The sequence below is a fragment of the Methylobacterium sp. genome, assembly GCF_028290105.1.
Lineage (GTDB): Bacteria > Pseudomonadota > Alphaproteobacteria > Rhizobiales > Beijerinckiaceae > Methylobacterium.
On sequence record NZ_JAQGKL010000264.1, the window covers coordinates 1 to 14,583 of the forward strand.

A 14,583-nucleotide genomic window follows, 5' to 3' on the forward strand; every position below is an offset into this window, starting at 1 on the left:
AGCCGGGTCCGCTCGAGCAGGTGGGCTTCGATCCGGTCGCTCATGCGACCGACGGGACCGGTCAGCCGATCGAAGCCGGCGGTGAGCGCACGCACGAGGATGCGAGCGCCCGCGATCGGAACGTGAGGGATTGTGCGAAATATGGTCATCGGGGCCTGCGGTCGTGTGAGTTGCGCTGGCTTTCGAGATAGCACTCCAGACTGCATCGCTTGCCGCGACCGAAAGCGGCATCAGCGCGACGGAACCTCCGCCGGCCGCGAGCCGACGGAGCGTGGGCAGCTGGCGGCACCCTTCAAGACCCTACCCAGCTGCTTCGGACATCGCTTGGAAGATCAGCGCGTGGCGCCCGGCCAGCGCGTCGATATCCGTCGCGTACCCGCCCCCGATCACCCCGACGAAGGGAATGCCGCGCCGCCGCGCCGCCCCGACCACGAAGCGGTCGCGCGCGAGGAGGCCCACATCGGTGAGCGCGAGGCGCCCGAGGCGGTCGTCGCGATGGGGATCGACGCCCGCGTTGTAGAACACGATGTCGGGCCGGATCGCGTCGAGGAGCGGCGCGACATGGGCCTCCAGAACCGCGAGGTATCCCGCATCGTCGGTTCCGTCGGGAAGCCCGACGTCGCGGTCACCCGCGATTTTGGCAGTCGGATAGTTCTTCTCGGCGTGGATCGAGAGGGTGAAGAGATCGGGCGTCCCGCTCAGGCAATCGGCGGTGCCGTCACCCTGGTGGACGTCGCAATCGACCACGAGGGCCCGCGCGATCGTCCCCTCCGCGTGCAGGGTGCGGGCGGCCACAGCGACATCGTTGAAGATGCAGAAGCCGGCCCCCGTGTCGCGGCGCGCGTGGTGGCTGCCGCCGGCCGTGCTGCCGGCGATGCCCTGCGCCAGGGCGAGGCGAGCCGCCAGCAGGGTTCCGCCCACGGAGGCGCAGGAACGGGCCACCACCGATTCGCCCACCGGCAGGCCGATATTGCGCTCGATCGCCGGCGTAACATCCAGCGCCAGGACCGCCTCCACGTAGGCGCGGTCGTGGGCAATGGCGAGGAGATCGGCCCCGGCGGGCTCGGGGCGGACGAACCCGTTCGGCACGAGTCCCTGCGCCGCCAGTATCTCGGCGAGCCGGCCATACTTGCGCATGGGGAAGCGGTGCCCCTCGGGCAGGGCCGCCTCATAGGCCGGGTGGAAGACGATCGGCAGACTCATTGTCTGGGTTTCATAGTGGGGGTCGTCATCCGAGATCCGCCACGAGGCTTTCGGCCAGGGCCGACCCGCTGTCGTAGGCGGCCTCGATGCGCGGGCCGAGGCAGCCATCGCCGCAGAACCCGAGGCGCATGCCGGGATCGTAGAGGCAGGGCGCGCCGCAGGTGCTCTCGACGAGGGCGTAGCGCCAGCGGTGGACGCGGGCGTGCTCCGGGGTGATCGCCACGCCGAACAGATCTCCGAGGGCGTCGACCATGGCGGCCTGCACTGCCTCGCGCGGCGCCTCGAGGTGAGTCCTCGACCAGTCCGGCGTGGCATGGACGGTCAAGCACGCCGACGCCCCCGCCCGGCCCGGCTTCGCGCCCTCGCGGAAGATGGCGGCGACCGGCCCCGCGCCGGGGCGCAGGACGTCGCCTGCAAACAGAAGGTCCTGGCCGCAGGCCAGCATCAGCGACCAGCACGGCGCGTAGGTCACCCGCTCCAGGCCGGGCAGGTCCAGACCCGCCGCGTCGAGGAGGCGCCGGGATTGCGGGGCCGGCGGGGTGAGCACGAGGGCATCGAACAGCCGGGGTTCCTCCGCCTCGGCGAGCGCGAGGCGCCAGCGCGTCGCCTCGCGCGCGAACCCCGTCACGGTGCGGCCGACATGGACCTCGAGGCCAGCGAGCAGATCCCGCACCGGGGCCGTCATGTCCGGCACGGCGGCAAAGCTGCCCGGTTCGTCCCAGGGTGCCACGATGCCCGCCGCCAGCCACGCCTCCAGTTGGGTCCGGAAGGCGGAGCCGTGCGCCCGCATCACCTGCGCGCCGTGATCGAAGGTCAGATCCGTCTCGCGGTCGTGCCGGTTCGCCATGCGGCCCCCGACCTGACGGCCCTTGTCGAACAGGGTGATGTCGTACCCGGCCTGCGCGAGGCGGCGCGCCGCGCTCGCCCCCGCCATGCCGGCGCCCACGATCGCCACCCGCGCCGGTTCCGCCACGCCCACCCCCTCGCTGCCCTCGGTTGTCATACGACTGATGCATCGTGGCTGTTAGGGGCGTCGGTGTGGAACGGGTTGCGGCGTCGTGTCCGCCGTATCCGCCACAGGATCTCGCGCGTCGCGAAGGGGAAGACCGTCGATGGGGGAGTGGCCGATGTGGGGCGTGACCGAGACCGGGGCCGTCGTCGCCCTGGCGCTGTGCGCGGCCCTGACGCTGATCAACCTCATCGGCATCGCGGTGGCGGGCCTGCGCCTCGGGCGGCGCAATGGCGCATCGGTGTTCCCACCGGGGGCCCCGGTGTCCCTGGTGCGGCCGGTCTGTGGCCTCGAGGCCTTCAGCGAGGAATTGCTGACGCGCGGTTTCCGGCTCGCCTACGATCGCTACGAGATCGTCTTCTGCGTGGCGGAGGCCGCCGATCCCATCGTGCCGCTGCTGCACCGGCTGATGGCGGCCCATCCCGACGTGCCGGCGCGCCTCGTCGTCGGCGCGGAGCGCATCAGCGACAACCCGAAGCTCAACAATTGCGTGCGCGGCTGGGAGGCGGCCCGCCACGACTGGGTGGTGCTCGCCGATTCCAACGTGCTGATGCCGGCGGATTACCTGCAGCAATTGCAGGCGGCTTGGCGGCCGGACACCGGCCTCGTCTGCTCGACGCCGATCGGCGCCCGGCCGGACGGCTTTCTCGCCGAAGTCGAGTGCGCCTTCCTCAACACCCTTCAGGCGCGCTGGCAATATACCGGCGAGGCCCTGGGCCTCGGCTTTGCCCAGGGCAAGAGCATGCTCTGGCACAAGCCCTTCCTGGAGGCGCGCGGCGGCATCCGGGCGCTCGCGGCGGAGATCGCGGAGGATGCGGCGGCGACCAAGCTCGTGCGCGCGGCCGGCGCACGGGTCCACCTCGTCGCCGCGCCCTTCGACCAGCCGCTTGGGCGCCGCACGCTGGCCGAAGTCTGGTCACGGCAGTTGCGCTGGGCCCGCCTGCGGCGGGTCACCTTCCCGCTGTTCTTTGCGCCCGAGATCGGCTGCGGACCGCTTCCGCCCTTCGGACTCGCACTGGCGGCCGCACCCTCGATCGCCCTCGCCACCCTGCTCCTTGGGCTCGCCGCCCTCTGGTACGGGGCCGAGATGGCGCTGGCGGCGCGGGCGGGCTGGTACCGGCGCCCAAGACTCCTCCTCGCCTTCGTGATCCGCGACGCGCTGATTCCCTTCCTGTGGGCCAGCGCCTGGATGCGCGGCGCCATCGTCTGGCGCGGCAATGCCATGGATATTCGAAGGAAGGATTTCCGGGCGGAGGAGATCCAGGTGAAGGACATCGATGCCGGGCCGATCACCGGCCGGTCCTGGCGACGCGCGCGACCGGGCACCAGCGCCGCCTGAGAGCCATGCGGCGGTCTGCCTGTCCCCGCGCCCCGACGGCAACGCTCTTGCTTGAGCCGCCGGGCCCGTGGCGGGCGAACGGGGCCAGCGCGATGCAGACCGAGACGGACGGACTCGACAAGAGCCTCAACGCCTTCCACCTCTGGGGCATCGCGGTCGGCCTCGTGATCTCGGGCGAGTATTTCGGCTGGAGCTACGGCTGGGCCTCGGCCGGGACCCTCGGCTTCCTCGTCACCACCATGGCGGTGGCGGCGATGTACGTCGCCTTCATCTTCAGCTTCACCGAACTCACCACCGCGATCCCCCAGGCCGGTGGCCCCTTCGCCTACAGCCGGCGCGCCTTCGGGCCGGTGGGCGGCTGCATCGCCGGCTACGCCACGCTGATCGAGTTCGTGTTCGCGCCCCCCGCCATTGCGCTCGCCATCGGGGCCTACCTCAACGTACAGTTTCCGGGCCTCGACCCGAAGCATGCGGCGCTCGGCGCCTACCTCGTCTTCATGACCCTAAACATCGTCGGCGTGCAGATCGCCGCGACCTTCGAGCTCTTCGTGACCATCCTGGCGGTGGCCGAACTCCTCGTCTTCATGGGCGTGGTCGCCCCGGCCTTCGCCTGGTCGAACTTCGCCGCGAACGGTTGGGCCGGCACCGCGACGTTCGGCTGGCCGGCGATCGGCGGCATGTTCGCGGCGATCCCCTTCGCGATCTGGTTCTTCCTCGCCATCGAGGGCGTGGCAATGGCCGCCGAGGAGGCCAGGGCCCCCAAGCGCACCATTCCCGTCGCCTACATCACCGGCGTGCTCACCCTGACGGCGCTCGCCTTCGGCGTGATGCTGTTCGCGGGGGGCTCGGGCGACTGGCGGGCCTTGAGCAACCTCAACGACCCCCTGCCCCAGGCGATGAAGGGCGTGGTCGGCGAATCGAGCGGCTGGCTGCACATGCTGGTCTGGCTCGGGCTGTTCGGCCTCGTCGCCTCCTTCCACGGCATCATCATGGGATACTCGCGACAGATCTTCGCCCTGGCGCGGGCGGGCTTCCTGCCGCGCGGCCTCGCCCGGGTGCATCCGCGCTTCCGCACGCCCCACATCGCAACGCTGGCCGGCGGTGTCGTGGGCATCGCGGCGATCTACAGCGACAGCCTCGTCACCATCGCGGGCCAGTCCCTGACCGCCAGCATCGTCACCATGGCGGCGTTCGGCGCCCTGGTGATGTACGCGATGAGCATGGCGAGCCTGTTCCGGCTGCGCCGCACGGAGCCGGCCCTCGCGCGTCCGTATCGGGCGCCGCTCTATCCGGCCGCACCCGCGTTCGCGCTCGCCATGGCGGCGATCTGCTTCGTCGCTCTGGTCATCTACAATCCGCTGATCTTCGCGATCTTCCTCGGGGTGATGGTGCTGGCGGTGCTGGCCGCGACGCGGCTGGCGACGCCGGATACGCGGGTCGGCACGCCGGCCTACGATCCAGCGATCTGAGAGGTTTGGCCAGTGCCATGATGCCGTTGGATATGATGCACCGATGAAGATCGCGATCCTCGAGGCGGGCTCCCCGCCGGAGCGGCTCGGGGGTCGCTATCCGGGCTATGGCCGGATGGTTTCCGACCTCATCGGGTCCGGGCACGACACCACGATCTTCGCCATTACCCAGGGCGAATGGCCGTCGGATTCCGATTCCTTCGACGCGGTCCTGATCACGGGATCGGCCGCCGGTGTCTACGACCCCCTTCCCTGGATCGGCACGCTGATCGGTTTCCTGCGCCGGCTCGATCCGGCCACGCCGCTGGTGGGGCTCTGCTTCGGGCATCAGGTCATGGCGGACGCCTATGGCGGACGCGTCGCGAAATCGCCCAAGGGTTGGGGGCTCGGGCTGCACGCCTACGCGATCGAGGGTCGGGCGCACTGGATGGACGACGCGACACGGGTGGCGGTTCCGGCGATCCACCAGGATCAGGTCGTCGAGGCGCCGCCCGCGTCCCGCACGCTCGCCGGCAACGCCTTCACGCCCCACGGCATCCTGGCCTACACCAACCGGCGCGCGATCTCGTTCCAGTTCCATCCGGAGTTCACGACCGATTACGCCCGGGAGCTGATCGCCGGTCATCGGCTTGGCGAACTGGACACGGGCCTGCGCAGCGACGCCCTCGCGTCTCTCGACGATCCCAGCGACGCCGCCCGCGTCGGCCACTGGATCACGCGCTTTCTGGAGGCAGGCTGACCGCCGAGACGGCGCTTGGCCGGTGCGGTCATTGGTGCCCGCGGAGGGACTCGAACCCCCACGCCTCTCGGCTTCCGATTTTGAGTCGGACGCGTCTACCATTCCACCACGCGGGCACGCGGAAAATGTCCTGCCGCGTGGCCTCCCTCCTGTCAACAGATCCGTCGCGGGCGAGCCGATGCGCGTTTTCCGGCCAAGCGCGGCCCGGGACCGCTCGCCAGCCCGCGCGGGGTGTGATCAAAGGGCGCCGCCCGCCATCGCCAGCTTGTCCGGACCCTTCATGATCCGTCGCCTCTACGAGTGGATCCTCGCGCTCTCGGGCAAGCCCTCGGCGCCCTACGCCCTCGGGGCGGTCGCCTTCGCCGAGAGTTCGTTCTTCCCCGTGCCGCCGGACGTGATGCTGGTGCCGATGGCGGTGAGCCGGCCCGACCGGGTCTGGTTCTACGCCCTCGTCACCACGCTGGCCTCTGTGGCGGGGGGCCTGCTCGGCTACGCCATCGGCGCGCTGCTGTTCGATTCCATCGGCCAATGGGTGTTCCGGGTCTACGGCCTTTCCGACAAGGCCGCGACCTTCCAGGCCTCCTACGCGCAGTACGGCCACTGGGTGATCCTGCTGAAGGGACTCACGCCGATTCCCTTCAAGCTCGTGACCATCACTTCGGGTTTCGCCCATTACGACCTATTCTGGTTCGTGGTGCTCTCGCTGCTGACGCGGGGGCTGCGCTTCTTCGTGCTCGCTGGACTTCTCGGGCGTTACGGCGTCCAGATCCGTGGGGTACTCGACCGGCACCTCAACGTCGTGGCGGCGATCTCCGTCGCGGTGATCATCCTGGGCTTCGTCCTGTTCAAGGTGCTTCTCTAGAGACGGTGCTTTTCCCAAGATGGATGACGTTACGCTGCTGCGCCTGCGCCGGGCGGCCCTCCTGCTCCTCGCCGGGTCCGTGCTGACCCTCGGGGGCGCCTGGTACTTCCAGTGGGTGCTGGGCTACGTGCCGTGCAAGCTCTGCCTGACGGAGCGCATCCCCTACTACGCCGCGATCCCGCTTGCCCTCCTCGGCCTGTTCCTGCCGGCCTGGGCCACGCGGCTGGTGCTCGGCCTCGCCGCCCTCGGCCTGCTCTACGGGGCGGGCTTGAGCGTCTATCACGCCGGGGCCGAGTGGGCGCTCTGGCCCGGCCCCAGCGATTGCGGCGGGGGATCGGGAGCCAATCCCGCGGCTGTCGGTGATTTCCTGAACAGCCTGAAGACGACCCGGGTGGCCGATTGCTCCACCGCCGCCTGGCGCCTGTTCGGGGTTTCGCTCGCCGGCTGGAACGCGCTGATCGCCTTCGGGCTCGCCGCCCTTTCGGGAACGGCAGCCCTCAAGCACTGATGTCAGTGCCGGTCGTCGGAGGCCGGCGGCAGGGGCGCGACCGCGATGCCCTCGTCGAGGAGCGCGCGGGCCTCGTCGAGGCTGGCCTCCCCGTAGATCGAGCGGGTTTCCGCCTCGCCGTAATGCATCCGGCGCGCCTCCTCCGGAAAGCGCGGCCCGACGTCGTCGGCGTTGCGCGTCACCTGCTCGCGCATGGCTCGCATCAGGGTGCGTAGCTGCCGCTCTGGCTCCGTCATCGCGAGTTGCGGCACGGGCGGCGATGCGGCCACGGGCAGGCCCGCCTCCAGCACCACCTCGGCCGGGCGTTCGGGAATGCGGGCGCCGCGATCGGTGCGCGCGACCGAGGGCGCCATCATGCCCTTGCCCACCCGCGCCGAACCGCAGACCGGGCAGGTCACAAGACCTCGCACGGCCTGCTCGTCGTAGGAATCACTCGACGGAAACCAGCTCTCGAAGCTGTGCTCGGCCTCGCAGGCGAGGGTGTAGCGGATCATGGAACCAGGGTTCGGGACCGGGGGCTTGAAGCCAGGGGACGGAAGATCAAGCGGAACGTCCGACCCGCTCCACCGTGAAGGGCCGGGCGTGCTGGAGCGCCGGGATGCGGGCGCGGCCTTCGGTGACGCGGGAGAGGTCGATTTCGGCCAGGATCACGCCGGGCTCGGCTCCGTTCGCGTCGGCGAGCACCTTGCCCCAGGGATCGACGATGAGGGAATGGCCGTAGGTGTCGCGCCCGTCCTCGTGGTGCCCGCCTTGCGCCGCCGAGATCATGAAGGAGCCGGTCTCGATGGCGCGCGCCCGGTGGAGCACGTGCCAATGCGCCTCGCCCGTCTGCTGGGTGAAGCAGGCGGGCGCGGTCAGGATCGTGGCGCCCGCCTCGGCCAGCGCCCGGTAGAGGGCCGGGAAGCGGATGTCGTAGCAGATGGCGAGCCCGACCGGCGCCCAGGGCGTGTCGGCGACGACCGCGCAGGCGCCGCCCGTATAGGTGGCGGATTCGCGCCAGCGCTCGCCGTTGGGCAGGTCGACGTCGTAGAGATGCAGCTTGTCGTAGGAGGCTGTGATCGCACCCTGCCCATCGATCAGGAAGGCGCGGTTGGCGACCTTGTCGCCGTTGCGCACGGCCAGCGACCCGATCTGGATCACGATGCCGCGTTCGCGGGCGACCTCGCGCAGGGCCGCGAGGGTCGGGTCGTCGTCCTGGGCCGTGACCTTCTCGAAGAGGCTCGCCTTGCTGCGCTCGACGAGCGAGGTCATCTCGGGCGTCTGCACGTAATGCGCACCCGCATCCGCCGCCTCGCGCACCAGGGCCACGGCGGCATCGCGGTTGGCCAGCGGATCGCGCCCGGAGCGCATCTGCACGCAGGCGGCGGTGAATGTCGGCTCGCTGCTCTTGGATTCGCTGCTCATGCGGCCACCAGCGGGTCGAGCTTGCCGGCGCCGTTGAGGGCGTAGAGGTCGTCGCAGCCGCCCACATGGGTGTCGCCCACGAAGATCTGCGGCACGCTGGTGCGGCCCCCGGCGCGCTGCACCATGGTGCCGCGCGAGCCGGCCGTCTTCTCCACGTCGATCTCCGTGAAGGCGATGCCCTTGTCGCGCAGCAGGCTCTTGGCCGCCGAGCAGTACGGGCACCACGCGGTTGTGTAGATCGTGACCGGCTTCATGCGCGAAAGGCCCCACCCCAATCCTCAGAGCATATAGGCGAGCGCGGCGGCTCTTCCTACTGCCCGTCTCGCGATGGAACGAGGCGGTGACGCGGGGATTTCCGCCCTCAGGCGGCCAGCAGCTTCTCGACCTCGTTGACGAGGTCGCGCAGGTGGAAGGGCTTCGACAACACCTTGGCGTCCTTGGGAGCCTTGGAATCCGGGTTCAGCGCCACGGCGGCAAAGCCCGTGATGAACATCACCTTGATGTCGGGGTCGAGTTCGGTGGCGCGGCGCGCCAGCTCGATGCCGTCCATCTCGGGCATCACGATGTCGGTGAGGAGCAGTTCGAAGGGCTCTTCGCGCAGGCGGTTGTAGGCCGACAGGCCGTTGTCGAACGACAGCACGTCGTAGCCGGCGTTCTGCAACGCCTTGGCCAGGAAGCGGCGCATGTCGTTGTCGTCTTCCGCCAGGAGGATTTTCATCGAGCGGCGTCCTGTGCCTTTGATTCGGTTTGTTCTTTCCACAAAGACCCGACTTGGTAAACAAGACGTTGCCGAGCGGTCGTGGCCGGGGTGTTCAACGGCACCGCCGAGCGGCTTCGCATACAGCCGTCATGCTGGACAGGCCAGCCGGCAAACCGCAGAGTGGGTCGATGCGTTGTCCCGTCCGCACCGAGGCGCCCGCGCCGCGATGACCGAGCCGTTGCCGAACCCCGATGCGGCTGGCGTGACCGCTTTCGACCCCGCCTTCACGGTGGACGAACCGGCGACGCACAGCCTGCCCTTCGTGTTCAACACGCCCCATTCCGGCGCGGTCTATCCGCCGGCCTTCCTTGCCGCCTCGCGTCTGGCCGGTCTGGCGCTGCGCCGCTCCGAGGACGCGCATGTGGACCGCCTGTTCGCCCCGGTGGTCGACCTTGGCGCACCGCTGATGCGGGCGCATTTCCCGCGCGCCTATCTCGACGTGAACCGGGAACCCTACGAACTCGACCCGCGCATGTTCGACGGGCGCCTGCCGGCCTTCGCCAACACGCGCTCCATGCGGGTGGCGGGCGGCCTCGGCACGATCCCGCGCCTCGTCGCCGACGGGCAGGAGATCTATCGCGGGCGGCTGCCGGTCGAGGTCGCCATCGAGCGGATCGAACGCCTGTACAAGCCCTATCACCGAACCCTGCGCGGCCTGATCCAGCGCACCGCACGCCAGTTCGGGCACGCCATCCTGATCGACTGCCACTCGATGCCCTCGTCGAGCCTCGGCCGTGACGAGTCGGCCCGGGCCGACATCATCCTGGGCGACCGCTTCGGCACCGCCTGCGCGCCGGTCCTGATCGATGCCTTCGAGCACCACCTGCGGGCCCGGGGCTACCGCGTCCTGCGCAACAAGCCCTATGCGGGCGGCTTCATCACCGAGCATTACGGCGAGCCGAACGTCGAGCGCCACGCGCTCCAGATCGAGATCAATCGCGGCCTCTACATGAACGAGGCGACCCTCGCGGTCACGCCGGGCTTCTCGGAGCTGGTCTGGCACCTGCGCGCGGTGGTGGCCGCCGTGGCGGCCGAGGTCGAGGGCCTCGCCCCGCGCCGGATGGCCGCCGAGTAGCGGAACCGTGATCTCTGCCGCGCCAAGGATCTCTGCCGCGCCAAGGATCTCTGCCGCGCGAAGAAACTTTTGCCGCGATGCGCAAAAGATTTTCGGACGCAGCGGCGAAAATCGCGGTTTTGCCGGCCCCTTCGACGCGAAGTCCGGTTAGGAGTAGCTCCGATCCGGCGCTTACCTATAATGCAGGCACGACGCGCCCCACGAGCCAGAGCCCATGACGTCTCGCATCCCCGACTTCGCGACCGTTCCCTACGCGGCCGACGCCGTCCCGGCCCTGGTTCCGCCCACCGGCGAGCCCTGGATGACGCCGGAGGGTATTTCCGTGAAGGGCGTCTACGGCCCGCAGGACCGCGAGGGCATCGAGTTCCTGAACACCTTTCCGGGGGTCGCACCCTACCTGCGCGGTCCCTACCCGACGATGTACGTGACGCAGCCCTGGACCATCCGGCAATATGCCGGCTTCTCCACGGCCGAGGATTCGAACGCGTTCTATCGGCGCAACCTCGCCGCCGGGCAGAAGGGCCTGTCGGTGGCCTTCGACCTCGCGACCCACCGGGGCTACGATTCCGACCACCCGCGGGTCTCGGGTGATGTCGGCATGGCGGGCGTCGCAATCGATTCGATCTACGATATGCGCACGCTGTTCTCCGGCATCCCGCTCGACGAGATGACCGTCTCGATGACGATGAACGGGGCGGTGCTGCCGATCCTCGCCCTCTACATCGTGGCGGCCGAGGAACAGGGCGTGGCGCCGGAAAAGCTCGCCGGCACGATCCAGAACGACATCCTCAAGGAGTTCATGGTCCGCAACACCTACATCTACCCGCCGGCGGGTTCGATGCGGATCATCGGCGACATCTTCGCCTACACCTCCAAGCACATGCCGAAGTTCAACTCGATCTCGATTTCCGGCTACCACATGCAGGAAGCCGGCGCGACGAACGACCTCGAACTCGCCTACACGCTGGCCGACGGCGTCGAGTACATCAAGGCGGGCCTCGCCGCCGGCCTGACCATCGACCAGTTCGCCCCGCGCCTGTCGTTCTTCTGGGCGATCTCGACGAACTTCTTCATGGAGATCGCCAAGATGCGGGCCGCGCGCCTGATCTGGGCCAAGCTCGTCAAGGAATTCGAGCCGAAGAGCGACAAGTCCCTTCCCTTGCGCACCCACAGCCAGACCTCCGGCTGGTCGCTGACGGCGCAGGACGTGTTCAACAACGTCACCCGCACCTGCATCGAGGCGATGGCGGCGACCCAGGGCGGCACCCAGTCGCTCCACACCAACGCCCTCGACGAGGCGCTGGCGCTGCCCACCGACTTCTCGGCCCGCATCGCCCGCAACACCCAGCTCTTCCTGCAGCAGGAAAGCGGCACGACCCGCATCGTCGATCCCTGGGGCGGCTCCTACTACGTCGAGAAGTTGACACAAGACATCGTCGCCCGCGCCTGGGAGCACCTGCGCGAGGTGGAGGAGCTCGGGGGCATGGCCAAAGCCATTGAGGCCGGCATCCCGAAGCTGCGCATTGAGGAGGCCGCCGCCCGCGCCCAGGCCCGGATCGATTCCGGGCGCCAGACGATCGTGGGCGTCAACAAGTTCAAGCCGGACGACGACCGCGCCATCGAGCTGATGCGGGTCGACAACGGCAATGTCCGCACCCTGCAGATCGACAAGCTGAAGCGCCTGCGCGCCGAGCGCAGCCAGGCGGACGTGGACGCCGCGCTCAGCGCCCTGACGGCGGCGGCGCAAGGGACCGGCAACCTCCTCGAACTCGCCGTGCAGGCGGCGCGGGCCAAGGCCACCGTGGGCGAGATCTCGGACGCGCTGGAGAAGGCCTGGGGCCGTCACCGGGCCGAGATTCGCTCTATCTCGGGCGTCTACAAGCGGGAGGTGGGTGGCATGTCGCCGGTGGTCGAGACCGTTCGCAAGCTCGTGGAGGCCTTCGAGGAGAACGACGGGCGCCGCCCGCGCATTCTCGTCGCCAAGATGGGCCAGGACGGCCACGATCGCGGCCAGAAGGTCATCGCGTCCGCCTTCGCGGATCTCGGCTTCGACGTGGATATCGGACCGCTCTTCGCGACTCCGGCCGAGGCGGCCCGCCAGGCGGTGGAGAACGACGTCCACATCGTCGGTGTCTCGTCGCTCGCCGCCGGCCACCTGACGCTGGTACCGGAACTGAAGGCGGCGCTGACCGAGCAGGGCCGCGGCGACGTGATGATCGTCATCGGCGGCGTGATCCCGCCGGGCGATTACGAGGCCCTCTACGCGGCCGGCGCCTCGGCGATCTTCCCGCCCGGCACCGTCATCGCGGAAGCCGCCGTGAAGCTGATCGAGGAGCTGAATGGGCGTCTCGGCTACGCGGCGCGGCAAGCGGCCGAATAGGCGCTCGCCCGTCCGCGATAACCGGCCTTTGACTCTGGTGCGACGCCCCCGTGGCGGCCCGCCTCGGGACACGCTAGGACGCATCGAGGGTTCTGGCAGAAATCTTGATTGCGGGGACCTGTCCGCAGTCGGGCTTTGCCGTTCCGGTTAAGGGGAGATCGCGATGTCAGAGCGTGCCGGCGGGTTGATCCACCCCGTGATCCTGTGTGGCGGCTCGGGCACCCGGCTGTGGCCCGCCTCGCGCGAGAGCATGCCCAAGCAGTTCACGCGCCTCGTGACCCCCGACAGCTCGACCTTCCAGGACACGGCCCGGCGCCTGGGCGAGGCGAGCGTGTTCGCGCGTCCCGCCGTGCTCACGAGCAGCGACGCGCGCTTCATCGTGGCCGAGCAGCTCGCCGAGACCGGCATCGAGGCCGACATCATCCTCGAGCCGGAGCGCCGCGACTCGGCCGCCGCCGTCGCGGTGGCGACGCTCCATGCCGCGCGGCGCGACCCGCAGGCCGTGGTGCTGATCATGGCCGCCGACCACGTCATCGGCGACGCCCCGGCCTTCGTGGAGGCCGCGTGGGCCGCCGCCGCCGGCGCCCGCGCCGGGCAGATCATGACCCTCGGCATCACGCCCACCACCCCCGCCACGGGCTACGGCTACATCCGCGTCGGCGGCGCCCTCGACGGGGCATCGGGCAACCACCGGGTCGAGCGCTTCGTCGAGAAGCCCGACCGGGCCGGGGCCGAGCGCCTGATCGCGGAGGGCGCGCTCTGGAATTCAGGCTACTTCCTGTTCCGCGCCGACGTGATGCTGGCCGAACTCGAAGCCTACGTCCCCGAGATCCTGGCCGCGACCCGGGCCGCCCTCGACGGCGCGGTGACCGACCTCGACTTCGTGCGCCTGGACGCCGCCGCCTTCAGCCGGGCCCCCAAGACCTCGATCGACTATGCCGTGATGGAGCGTACCGAGCGGGCCGGCGTGCGCCCGGTCTCCTTCCCCTGGTCCGATGTCGGCACCTGGGACGCGGTCTGGGAGGTGCTGCCGCACGATCGCGACGGCAACGCCCTGCGCGGCCGCGTGGAGGCCCTCGACACCCGGGGCAGCCTGATCCACAGCGAGGGCGAGCACCTGACCACCGTCGTCGGCCTCGACGATGTCGTGGTGGTCACCACCCCCGACGCCGTGCTGGTGACCTCGAAGGCGCGCGCCGGCCAGGTCAAGGACCTCGTGAGCCGCCTGCGGGAGAGGGCCCACCCGGAGGCGGATGCGCATCGGCGCATGTACCGGCCCTGGGGCTGGTATCAGCGCATCGACATCGGCGAGCGCTTCCAGGTCAAGCGCATCATGGTCACGCCGGGCGGGCGGCTCTCGCTGCAGAAGCACTTCCACCGCGCCGAGCACTGGGTCGTGGTCAAGGGCACCGCCGAGGTCACCCTCAACGACGCCGTCGTCCTCGTGCACGAGAACGAGGCGGTCTACCTGCCCATCGGCTCGATGCATCGTCTCACCAACCCGGGCAAGATCCCGCTCGAGCTCATCGAGGTCCAGGTCGGCTCCTACACCGGCGAGGACGACATCATCCGCGTCGAGGACATCTACGGCCGCTGAACCACCACACCGCGAAAGGGAGAAGCCGGTTCTGCGCGAGATAGTCATAATGGCGGTTATCGGCCAGAACCGCTGGCCCCATCTTACAGACGTTAGCCGTTATCGGTTGTCCCCGGACAGACGCGTCCAGACCAAGGTTGCCTACGATCGCCTCGGCGTCGCTGGTATTGCTTCGGTTGCCGAGCTGGAGTGAAGGTTCGACCGGTTCTCACACCGACGTGTATCGTTGCCTGGCCAC

Annotated in this window: 14 protein-coding genes and 1 tRNA gene; 8 read left to right on the forward strand and 7 right to left on the reverse strand. The window is 69.5% G+C overall.

Annotation, left to right across the window (positions count from 1 at the left end; all coding sequences use genetic code 11):
* Positions 1–300 precede the first annotated feature (300 nt).
* Entirely contained in the window at positions 301–1,203 is a 903-nt protein-coding gene (locus tag JWQ05_RS18555; RefSeq protein WP_299661600.1) for a histone deacetylase, read from the reverse strand.
* A gap of 25 nt (positions 1,204–1,228) precedes the next feature.
* Positions 1,229–2,206 carry an FAD-dependent oxidoreductase gene (locus tag JWQ05_RS18560; protein WP_299661603.1) on the reverse strand — a complete coding sequence of 326 codons (978 nt, stop codon included), beginning with the start codon at positions 2,204–2,206 and terminating at the stop codon, positions 1,229–1,231.
* A gap of 124 nt (positions 2,207–2,330) precedes the next feature.
* Here JWQ05_RS18560 and JWQ05_RS18565 point away from each other — a divergent pair, with 124 nt between their 5' ends.
* The 3 genes from JWQ05_RS18565 to JWQ05_RS18575 all read left to right on the forward strand — a co-directional run bounded on the left by JWQ05_RS18565 (position 2,331) and on the right by JWQ05_RS18575 (position 5,759).
* Complete coding sequence (locus JWQ05_RS18565) at positions 2,331–3,551, forward strand: ceramide glucosyltransferase (protein WP_299661605.1); 1,221 nt, start codon at positions 2,331–2,333, stop codon at positions 3,549–3,551.
* 92 nt (positions 3,552–3,643) lie between these two features.
* The gene (gene eat / locus JWQ05_RS18570) at positions 3,644–5,020 is read left to right on the forward strand and encodes an ethanolamine permease (RefSeq protein WP_299661608.1); all 1,377 of its coding nucleotides are present in this window, start codon (positions 3,644–3,646) and stop codon (positions 5,018–5,020) included.
* Between the two features lie 43 nt (positions 5,021–5,063).
* Positions 5,064–5,759, forward strand: coding sequence for a type 1 glutamine amidotransferase (locus JWQ05_RS18575; protein WP_299661611.1), 696 nt, complete (start codon positions 5,064–5,066; stop codon positions 5,757–5,759).
* A 32-nt stretch (positions 5,760–5,791) separates the two neighbouring features.
* Here the strand turns inward: JWQ05_RS18575 and JWQ05_RS18580 are convergent.
* A tRNA-Leu gene (locus tag JWQ05_RS18580) sits at positions 5,792–5,875 on the reverse strand.
* A gap of 164 nt (positions 5,876–6,039) precedes the next feature.
* Between JWQ05_RS18580 and JWQ05_RS18585 the strand changes: the two genes are divergently transcribed.
* Entirely contained in the window at positions 6,040–6,621 is a 582-nt protein-coding gene (locus JWQ05_RS18585) for a YqaA family protein (RefSeq protein ID WP_299661614.1), read from the forward strand.
* A 19-nt stretch (positions 6,622–6,640) separates the two neighbouring features.
* Positions 6,641–7,129, forward strand: coding sequence for a disulfide bond formation protein B (locus JWQ05_RS18590; RefSeq protein ID WP_299661617.1), 489 nt, complete (start codon positions 6,641–6,643; stop codon positions 7,127–7,129).
* Between the two features lie 2 nt (positions 7,130–7,131).
* On the opposite strand, the gene JWQ05_RS18595 is transcribed toward JWQ05_RS18590, so the two are convergent.
* The 4 genes from JWQ05_RS18595 to cpdR form a co-directional block, all read right to left on the reverse strand.
* Entirely contained in the window at positions 7,132–7,623 is a 492-nt protein-coding gene (locus tag JWQ05_RS18595; RefSeq protein ID WP_299661620.1) for a DUF1178 family protein, read from the reverse strand.
* A 46-nt stretch (positions 7,624–7,669) separates the two neighbouring features.
* On the reverse strand, positions 7,670–8,533 hold the full coding sequence (locus JWQ05_RS18600) for a carbon-nitrogen hydrolase family protein (protein WP_299661622.1): 864 nt from the start codon (positions 8,531–8,533) through the stop codon (positions 7,670–7,672).
* Positions 8,530–8,787, reverse strand: coding sequence for a glutaredoxin 3 (grxC, locus tag JWQ05_RS18605; RefSeq protein WP_299661625.1), 258 nt, complete (start codon positions 8,785–8,787; stop codon positions 8,530–8,532). Before grxC ends, JWQ05_RS18600 begins: the two co-directional genes overlap by 4 nt.
* Positions 8,788–8,894: 107 nt before the next feature.
* Entirely contained in the window at positions 8,895–9,251 is a 357-nt protein-coding gene (gene cpdR, locus JWQ05_RS18610; protein WP_003603128.1) for a cell cycle two-component system response regulator CpdR, read from the reverse strand.
* A gap of 208 nt (positions 9,252–9,459) precedes the next feature.
* Here cpdR and JWQ05_RS18615 point away from each other — a divergent pair, with 208 nt between their 5' ends.
* From JWQ05_RS18615 to JWQ05_RS18625, 3 genes are all read left to right on the forward strand, one after another.
* Complete coding sequence (locus JWQ05_RS18615) at positions 9,460–10,368, forward strand: N-formylglutamate amidohydrolase (RefSeq protein WP_299661691.1); 909 nt, start codon at positions 9,460–9,462, stop codon at positions 10,366–10,368.
* A 214-nt stretch (positions 10,369–10,582) separates the two neighbouring features.
* Positions 10,583–12,748 (forward strand): methylmalonyl-CoA mutase, encoded by a 2,166-nt coding sequence (gene scpA / locus JWQ05_RS18620; RefSeq protein WP_299661694.1) that lies wholly within the window; start codon positions 10,583–10,585, stop codon positions 12,746–12,748.
* A 163-nt stretch (positions 12,749–12,911) separates the two neighbouring features.
* On the forward strand, positions 12,912–14,345 hold the full coding sequence (locus JWQ05_RS18625; RefSeq protein WP_299661697.1) for a mannose-1-phosphate guanylyltransferase/mannose-6-phosphate isomerase: 1,434 nt from the start codon (positions 12,912–12,914) through the stop codon (positions 14,343–14,345).
* The last annotated feature ends 238 nt before the right edge of the window (positions 14,346–14,583 follow it).